Source organism: Gordonia sp. GONU, from assembly GCF_024733855.1.
Taxonomy (GTDB): Bacteria; Actinomycetota; Actinomycetes; order Mycobacteriales; family Mycobacteriaceae; genus Gordonia; species Gordonia amicalis.
Genome location: NZ_JANRHB010000061.1, coordinates 1 through 8786, shown reverse-complemented (window position 1 = coordinate 8786; position 8786 = coordinate 1). Strand labels below are relative to the sequence as shown.

The 8786-nt window shown below is 62.0% G+C and carries 5 protein-coding genes and 1 pseudogene; 2 read left to right on the top strand and 4 right to left on the bottom strand.

Features of this window, described 5'->3' with window-relative positions:
- Positions 1–747 precede the first annotated feature (747 nt).
- Together NWF34_RS24975 and NWF34_RS24970 are read right to left on the bottom strand one after the other, a co-directional pair.
- A complete protein-coding gene (locus tag NWF34_RS24975; protein WP_006898342.1) occupies positions 748–1554 on the bottom strand; it encodes a LuxR C-terminal-related transcriptional regulator in 807 nt (268 codons plus the stop codon).
- Between the two features lie 504 nt (positions 1555–2058).
- Entirely contained in the window at positions 2059–3453 is a 1395-nt protein-coding gene (locus NWF34_RS24970) for an IS1380 family transposase (RefSeq protein WP_131733946.1), read from the bottom strand.
- Positions 3454–3885: 432 nt separating this feature from the next.
- On the opposite strand from NWF34_RS24970, the gene NWF34_RS25515 reads away from it, so the two are divergent.
- The gene (locus NWF34_RS25515) at positions 3886–4857 is read left to right on the top strand and encodes a lipase family protein (protein ID WP_085950768.1); all 972 of its coding nucleotides are present in this window, start codon (positions 3886–3888) and stop codon (positions 4855–4857) included.
- 272 nt (positions 4858–5129) lie between these two features.
- On the opposite strand, the gene NWF34_RS24965 is transcribed toward NWF34_RS25515, so the two are convergent.
- A complete protein-coding gene (locus NWF34_RS24965; RefSeq protein ID WP_006898340.1) occupies positions 5130–5786 on the bottom strand; it encodes a hypothetical protein in 657 nt (218 codons plus the stop codon).
- A gap of 974 nt (positions 5787–6760) precedes the next feature.
- On the opposite strand from NWF34_RS24965, the pseudogene NWF34_RS24960 reads away from it, so the two are divergent.
- Positions 6761–7938, top strand: a pseudogene (locus tag NWF34_RS24960) (IS3 family transposase).
- A 485-nt stretch (positions 7939–8423) separates the two neighbouring features.
- On the opposite strand, the gene NWF34_RS25510 reads toward NWF34_RS24960, so the two are convergent.
- Positions 8424–8678 (bottom strand): DUF4839 domain-containing protein, encoded by a 255-nt coding sequence (locus tag NWF34_RS25510; RefSeq protein ID WP_375295710.1) that lies wholly within the window; start codon positions 8676–8678, stop codon positions 8424–8426.
- Between the last annotated feature and the right edge of the window lie 108 nt (positions 8679–8786).

Below are 8786 nucleotides of genomic sequence, written 5' to 3'. Positions count from 1 at the left end.
GTCATCGCCTGGGCCCTCAGTTCCGGGTCGACACGACGAACACAGGGTGGGGACTTTTATCTGGCCACCAGCGGGGACCTCGACCTGGCCACCAATGGGGACTTTCTCATGGCCATGGACAACTGCTTGGCGCGCTCGGCACCGAACAGTTGACCCTGAGCGAGCTCACGAACTCCTCACCCGAGGCGAAAACTCTGACGACTGGGATAGCTACCTGGATACGCGAATCGGTAGTTCTGGAAGACGGGTCACGCCCCCACGGCATCACCTACCCGTCAAAATGGGGCGCCGGTCTCACTAACTGGGCGATGTGGATGCGCCGAACCGATGACGGCACCGGGCAGGACCCGATCAAGACGCTCGAGACAGCCGAGATTGGGAAGCACTCAGCCGCACTCATAGCGGCAGCCCAACTTCGGGGATTCTCCATATTTTGAACGCCAAGACCGACACAAGCCTCAGAGTGAGCTGAAGTAGCCCGGCGAGGCGACACCCTCGACCAGCATACGCCGCTTGACTTATGTCGCATCTACTTGAAACTTCCGCTCCCCCAGTCGATCTAGAGGGCTGATTAGATATTATGACATTTGAGCAGGTAGGGGCGGCCTCTACCGCCGCATTCTGGCGAAGCAGGAACTCGGACAGAGACACGACCACGGAAGCTACTGCCTGGCAACGCGATTTGAGGTCGAGTTAACAGCCTCGGCAAGACATGGACATAGTCGCGCACCTGCTGATCTCTGGCCTTTAGGGTAAAAGGCCTGCCGAGCGAGCAAGCACCACAGCTTCTAGTCGCGAGGACGCACCAAGTTTGTGCATTATTCCCTTCATATATCCTTTTACGGTATTTACGGTTAGGCCGAGCGAATCAGCAATCCGAGCATTCGGGTATCCAAGCGCAACAAACGCCAGAACATCTTGCTCCCGGGCGGTTATATTTGTTGACATTGACTTGGCATCAGTTTCGGCAGTGAGCATTTCGATGATATCGGTGAGTTCCCCCGAGAGGCGCTGGTCGTCCACATCCTCAACCAGCTGGCGGAGACGTGCGAAAGCGGCGGTGACACGGTTGCGAAGATCCTTGTCTGGCGAGTGCGCATCGTACTCCAACAGCGCCCGGGCGGACGCGATCTCTTGCTCAATGGCTCGCGCCTCGCTTGCGAGTGTGTCGAGCATCCGATCACCAATGAGGCGTGGGGTGTGGAGTGCACCGTAGATCACCGCGATCGGGACTCGATCGACAATAACAGGGGCGGCCATCATCGCGCGCAGTTCTTCCTGCTCGATAATATCGTTGTAGCGGTGGGAGATTCGCGGCGTTTCCAGATAGTCGTCGACGACCATTGGCCGTCTTAGGGCAACTACCCTGCCGCCCAGTCCGTGCCCGACCTCGATAGAAACTCCATCGATTACGCCTTTCGTCTCGCCCTCAAAGTGCTGCAAGTGCACCGTTGATCGCCCCTTGGCCATGCCGGCGAATGCCAGAGAAACATTGGTGTCCCGGCGCACCCTGCGCAATGAACTGGAGACGATCTCCTCGATCGTTCTAGACATTTGCTCTCCTACCATCAGTGGTGAGCAGATCTCATCGCTCGTTCTAGACGCTCGACCCCCTCTTCGGGGGGTGTGGACGAGGTCGCGCCCGCTTCACCCTGTGAGAGAACATACAACGCCAGGGAAGATTGGCATTCCAAATCGGGGGTTTGTGATGCACCAGCTCGTGGAGGCGCTGACTCCGAGTGTTCACGTCGCTACAGGTCAGCAGCTGTCCCATCAGCGCGCCTCACAGTCGCACCTCGGGTGAGTGCGCCGTGACATCGGGTGCGGCCGAGCGAGGTGCCGAAGACTGGTTCTCCCGAGACAGTTCGATGTGTGTTCACAGTTAGCCTCGATCTTTCGTGAGGTGGCGGTCGTCTGTTGGGTGGCCCGGGTGGGTGGTCTGAGGACCGGATCTCCGGGCGTAGGCCGTGAGAGGTGCCCGACGCGTCGGTGGGCGTCGGGGTTCACGGCCCCGAGGTGGAACGTCCTTTCTGGATCAGAGGTCAGGTCGGCTTGATGTCAGGCAGGTGCGGGAAGTGCTGCGAGTCTTGAGATCCCGTCGAGCAGCAGTCCAACATGTGGTGCGTGGGCGGCAAGCTTCAACCGGGTTCGGCGGGCGTGGCGGCTGATCTTGGCGGCGATCGAGAACACGCGGTGGCGCAGTCGTTTGGGTTCCCACCGGCGAGCGGGATGATCAGCGAAGGCCAGCAGCTGGGTCCAGGCGATCAGCTCGCAAGCGAGCATCACGATGGCACACCAGATGCGGTTCTGATCGAATCCGTGCAACGGAAGATTGGTCAGGCCACAGTCTTTCGCCGTGCGGACCCGGTCTTCGCAGCGTGCGCGTCGCCGGTGACGCAGTTCCAGATCGGCGAGTTGGCCACGAACGGTGTTGGTGGCGAACGCGGTCACCCGCAACCCATCACGATCGGTGAAGCGTAGCTGCGCACCTGGATGCGGGCGCTCCTTGCGCACGATCACTCGCATGCCTTCGGGCCAGCCCGATAGGTCGATCAGCCCGGTCAACTCGGCCACCCACGCCCCGTCGCGCTCGATGCCCTCGGCGTCGTAGGCCGGGGTCCAGGCCTCGGGACTGATCCGGTCGATCGCGGTTGCGGTCGCTTCGGTGAGCCCGAACCCGACCGAGTACGCCAGGCGTCGTCGGGTGAGGTAGTCGACGAACTCGTGGGTGCCGCCGGCCGAGTCGGTGCGCACCAGCACCGACTTGCCAACCCGATAGCCCGCCACGTGCGGTAGCTGCTCGAGTGCGGCGGCGGTGACCGCGATGTGATCGGCAGCGGTATTGGCACCAGCATTACCCGGGCGCAACTCGATCGCTAGGGGTTCGCCGGTGCCGTCGCTGCCGTGATCGACGAACGCACACAGCGGGTGAAAACCGAACCCCCGCTTGTAGGTTGGTGCCGCATCCTGTTTCTCCGAGTGCGCGGTCACCAAAGTGGCGTCGAGGTCGACGATCACCGGGTCAGCGACGTCGGCGTCATGGTCGGGAGCAGTGGCACCGGCTGCTGACCAGCACGCTGCCCGCGCGGCAGCACGCGCGGTCGCAATCGCCGACAGCGCCGCCGGCGCATCATCGGCCAACGTCGAGATCAGGCGCGACACCGTCGGATCAGAGGCGACCTGACCGAACACCGCCGGGTCGGCGCGTAACTGGTTGATGTCGGCCAAACAGTCGCCACCGATCGCGACCGCCACGGCCAGGTCGGAGATGATCTTGCCCGGATCATGAGTCGCCAAAGGTTTGCGCCACGGCGCCAACGCCTCGGATAATCGGCTGGTCAGACCCGTTTTCTCCGCAGCCCGGAGTAACACCGCGGCGCCGGCGTGCGACACGACCCCGGTTCCGGTGCCATCTGCAGACAGCGTGGGGTACGGCGACGTAGACTTGCTCACCTGAATGGTGCTCCTCGATCTGGTCCGATTGATACCTTCGCAAGTTCAATCATCCCAGTTCAGGGCACCATTCTTTATTCACGACACGAATCAGCGTGAAAGCGCGAGGTTAGAGAACTCAACGTGTACGATGTGTGTTCACAGTTAGAGAACTCAACGTGTACTTTTGAAGGAGTGGATGTGCCCCGTACTTTCCTAGCAAGATCGATTGGATACGCAGCTGCTGCGCTACTCGTAGCAACAGCAACAGCAACAGCGGGCGCTCCGGCCGTTGCAGAGCCTGCGGACGCCCCTGTCGAGAACGGCGGCCTGCTGCGGTCTGTTAAGACGGATCTCCTGGCAGGCGCCATCCCTACTGGGGTGAAGGCGACTTCGGTCACGTATCGAAGCTCCGATACCCGCGGCAAGCCAGTCGCTACAACGGGAATTGTTATGGTTCCGGCTTCGAAGTGGACTGGTAGAGGACCTCGCCCATTGGTCACCTATGCAGTTGGCACCCACGGCTCGGATCCGAGTTGCCGACCTTCACAGCTGCTGACTCGCGGACTGACCACCGACCGCTCTGGCGTTCCTATGATCGAGCTACAGCTGCTTGACGTGGCTTCCCTCTTGACTCGAGGGTTCGCTGTAACCATGACCGACTTTCAGGGGACGGAGGCGCCGGGGCGGCTACCTTACCTGCAGCCCATTCCCCAAGCCCACGCAGTGCTTGATGCTGCGCGCGCCGCTATATCGGTGGGGGCAGTTGATCGCCGAGCGCCTGTCGGAATCTGGGGATACTCACAGGGGGGCGGGGCAGCTGCCGCCGCTGCCGAACAGGCCAAGTCTTATGCCCCTGAACTCAATATCAGAGGGTCTGTGGTCGGTGCGCCCCCGACCAACCCGGCGCGAACAATGATGTTCAACGAAGGGAAGCTATCGGCCGGAGTTATTGGCTACTTCGTGAACGGGGTACGGGCTGAGTATCCGCAACTTGCGCCGAAGATCGATGCGAAACTAAACAGTCAGGGTAGAGATTTTCTGCGTAAGACTGCGGGTGAGTGTCTGGTGGGCAGTGTCGTCGGCCACTATTTCAGATCGACAAAGGGGATGACGGTAAGTGGGCGACCGTTAATCGAAGAGTTGGCTTCCGATCCTGAGATAAACAGCGTATTCCAGAGTTTCGTAATGGGACGAACGGCACCGAGTCATCCGGTACTCCTTATGCAGAACGTGAACGACGACGTTGTCCCCGCCGACGATGCGAATGCCACGGCAGACGCTTGGAAACGCGGGGGTACCAACGTCGCCAGGGCGAATATCAACACACCATCGCTACCGCCCATCGGAGCTCCAGGACACGCAGTCGGATTGGTTACCGGTAATATCGCAGTCAACTGGCTGGCAGGCCGACTCACCCAATAAATGGCTCACAGCGAGGACCTGCGGAAGTCAAGCGTGTCTGCCGGCTTCCGCAGGTTGGCCCCTGAAGCATGGCCGTCACCGACACAGCTCGTCTATGCATCTGGCCACCAAGTGTTTGTCCACCACAGCAGCACGTGACCGCTGGTCCAGCGCTTAGTGATCGACGCAGGTCGCAGACACATGGCGTCCAAGCGGGTCGAAACGACGCGTAGCCAGCGCGCGATCACCGCCGGGTGAACTCCAACCCCACGGGTGACGCGCGCCGGACCAAACTAGGCGTGATCGTTGCGAAAGTACTTCGCTCGAGTCTCTGTCGGCAGCACTTCTAGCCGTCCCCTGAAATGAGAGCGTGCCGCCTCGACCTTCTGCTCATGACTTCGTGTGGCGGTCGTCAGCTGACTCTTGGCTCGCTCGATCTTTTCGGGAAGCGTCTTCTTCTCGTCAGCGGCCAGCCGTGCTTGTTTGTTGATCGCTGCCGCCAGCGCGTAGGCGTTCGGACCGGCTTTTGGGTCTTTCGATGCATCAAGGGTGGCGACACCATTTACTGCAGGACCATCAACCACAACGTACGCGTTGCCGGCACCGTTGGTGGATTCGTCGGCTGCCGATGCGGTGACGCCGATGATCGACCCGCTACCTTGCCTGGTGTCGATCCATCGCTGGTAGACCGTCACTCCTCCGCCGGCGGCGACCCGCTGGCCCTTGACGCTGCTCAGTTCGCTGATGGTTCGCTCGATGCTGGCGACTTCTGTCGTCATCAGCCGCGATGCAGCCCGGAACTGCTTGCGTGCAGACCTGGCGGCTGTCACTGCGTGCTGTACCTCGACATCGAGCTTGCCGAACTCCCGCCGGCGGTATTCGAACCAGCCGACGCCGACGATCACGGCCAGCGCGATGATGACCGCTACTGCTATTCCGGTGGCATCCATGTGGTTGGTCCTTCTGCTTGGTCACAATTGTTGTCGGGAACGGCGGATTGACATGAGAGTCTGTCAATCTTTGGATGGGCCTCGAGTCCTTGACCGGGTCGATCAGGGAGCGTCTTGCGAGTAGCGCTCTCGATTTGGTGGCGCAACTCCGTGGCTATGCTCGCGGGAACATCGATGTGAGCCTTGCCGAAGAGTTCGGTCACTCGTCGGTAGGCAGTTGCTCGTTCGTTAGGAGGAGATCGATCGTCGAGCGCCACTTTGATTGCCGATTCAGCGCGTCGCAGCAGAGTTCGTTGCTCAGCCGACAGACCGCTGTCACCCGAGGCTGAAGCAGCTGCGTACGCGGCCCTCCATGCGGTTTCGGCAGCAACGGCCCGATCGGCGAAGTCACGCACGAAACCGAGTTCGTCAGGAACGGTGCCATCTACTCGCAAGGCATCGGCATGGGCGAAAGCAGTGTAGAAAGCTTGCACGAGCGGGTGTGTTCGATCGGCCAGTAGTGGGCGATGGAAGAATGCCGTTGCGTCGGTCTCGTAGGCAGCGAACTCTTCCCGCACCGTGTTCAGTCGGCGAACAGCGTCAATCCATAGCGCAGAGCGTAGTTGAGCATCGTTACCAATGCGCCCGGACGGTGGTGCCGCTGCGACGTCCGCGGCTGGCGGCTGTGGCCGGACTTCGCCACGAGTGTGCGGAGTATGAGAGGCCTGATGAAGGACTGCTCCGGGCGTGACGCACAGGACGCAGAAGCTGTTTCGCGCGCTTGTCACCGACTGAGGGGGAACCAGTTCGTTACCGGTGCTGCCTCGTATGGGACGAGTGATTACGACTGATCCGGATATGGGCCAAGCTTCATACGGTGCAGTGACAAGCATGTCAGCAGCTGCGGAGCGGAGACGACGCAGCCAGGGCGTGAGGAACGGATTGGTGACAACTGATCGTTAGTGCCGGGAGGCGCTGACGGGGAGGATGTCATCATGCCCGGCCCCTATCCCAGAGAGTTCCGCGAGGACGTCGTTGCGGTTGCTCGCAGCCGCGAGAGCGGCGTCACCATCAAACAGATCGCCGCCGACTTCGGTATCAGCGAAGCGACGTTGCAGAACTGGCTCCGTCAAGCCGACGTCGAAGACGGTAACCGTCCCGGCCAGACCGCCGCGGACGCCGCCGAGGCGCGGGAGTTGAAGAAGCGGATCCGGTTGCTCGAGCAGGAGAACGAGGTCCTCCGCCGTGCGGCGGCGTATCTGTCGCAGGCGAACCTGCGGCTTGGTGGCTCCCCAAAATGACGTACCCGCTCGTATCTGAGCTCGCCGACGCGGGGATCCCCGTGACGGTGTCGTGCCGGGTTCTCAAGCTCGCCCGCCAGCCCTACTACCGGTGGCGCAACGACCCCGTCCGGGACGCGGACGTGCTCCGCGCATATCGGATCAACGCGCTGCATGATGCGCACCACGAGGACCCGACGTTCGGCTACCGATACCTCGCCGACGAGGCCCGCCGAGCGGGGTGGCGGATGAGCCGGCGGACGGCGTGGAAGCTGTGCTCGCAGGCGGGGATTCTCTCGTCCGCGCAACGCCGGCGACGCGGGAAGGGGAAGAAGGCCGGGCCGCCCGTGTTCGACGACCACGTCCAGCGCGTGTTCCGCGCCGATGCACCGAACCGGCTCTGGCTCACGGACATCACGGAGCACTGGACGAGCGAAGGCAAGCTCTACTGCTGCGCGATCAAGGACGTGTTCTCCAACCGAATCGTCGGGTACTCGATCTCAGATCGGATGACCGCGAAACTCGCCGTAGACGCCGTCCGAAATGCTGTCGCGCGCCGCGGTGAGGTCGCCGGCTGCATCCTGCACGCCGACAGGGGCAGCCAGTTCCGCAGCCGCGCGATGGCCCGCGAGTTGCGCCGCCACGACATGGTCGGATCGATGGGAAGAGTCGGCGCTGCGGGGGACAACGCGGCCATGGAGTCGTTCTGGTCACTGCTGCAAACGAACGTCCTCAACCAGCAGCGGTGGGCGACCCGGCAGGAGCTGCGACTCGCCATCGTCGTTTGGATCGAGCGGAAGTATCACCGCCAGCGCGCCCAGGACACCCTCGGCGGCTTGACGCCCATCGAGTTCGAAGCCAAGCTAGCCGAGCCGCTCACACTCGCGGCCTAAACCGAACCTGTCACCAGTTCGTTCCTCACGCCCCCACTCCCGAAAGGCAGGGTCACCGTCCGCGATTATCAGTGGACCTTTGTTGTCGTCAACCCACTCAGCCACAGTGAGACCGGTTCCTGGGATCAGTAGTGTGGCGACGGCTTGACTCAGGTAGTAGCTCGTGGGGGCGTCGCGATCATTGTCGGCGTCATCGGCCGCGTGCATGGGCGAAATTCCTTGCCGGTACTGGGTCTCAGGTTTCGCTGAGTGTATCCGCCTGTCCGGAGAGCTCGTTACGCAGACTGAGGACCCGAGGAGTGGTGTCGGCGAGCATGGTCAGTTAGGTTTTTGCCGCCCGCGGGCGTCGGCAGCGTGGTGCGCTCGAGCACGACTCCAGGCTCAACTAGCCGTTGCCTGTTCCCATGTCGCCTAACAGCAGCACAGCTGCGGATGTCGTTCCGAGACAGGTGGGTGGCGTGCGCGCCGCGAGCTACTACGTACGGCTAGCGAACGGCGGTTGCAACCGGCTCAAGCAGTAGCAGGCACGACCGATCCTCGTAGCGGTCGACTTCGGCCGTTATGTCGAGGTTCGTCCCCACGCCGATCGTGTCCGGTACCGGGCCGACCCAGTGGAGGTCGTTGAGGGTGTTCTCATCACGGAACTGGAAAGCCGGTCCAGTCGCTGACGCAGCGTCGCCCGCGTTGATTAGGATGTCGTACCTAGTCTTCGCGTTCCCGTGCGGTGGGGCCTGGTGCACGGATAGGTGACAGGGTTAGTCACGCGGCCTGAGGGGCCTCGTGGTTGATGATGGTCTCGAATTCAATGGGGGTCAATCTGCCGAGGCGGTCCTGTCGTCTGCGGCGGT

Bases quoted from the DNA above. Each gene is read 5' to 3' on its own strand.
- NWF34_RS24965 (WP_006898340.1), bottom strand. From the start codon at position 5,786: ATGGATGCCACCGGAATAGCAGTAGCGGTCATCATCGCGCTGGCCGTG.
- NWF34_RS25515 (WP_085950768.1), top strand. From the start codon at position 3,886: ATGGTTCCGGCTTCGAAGTGGACTGGTAGAGGACCTCGCCCATTGGTC.
- NWF34_RS24975 (WP_006898342.1), bottom strand. From the start codon at position 1,554: ATGTCTAGAACGATCGAGGAGATCGTCTCCAGTTCATTGCGCAGGGTG.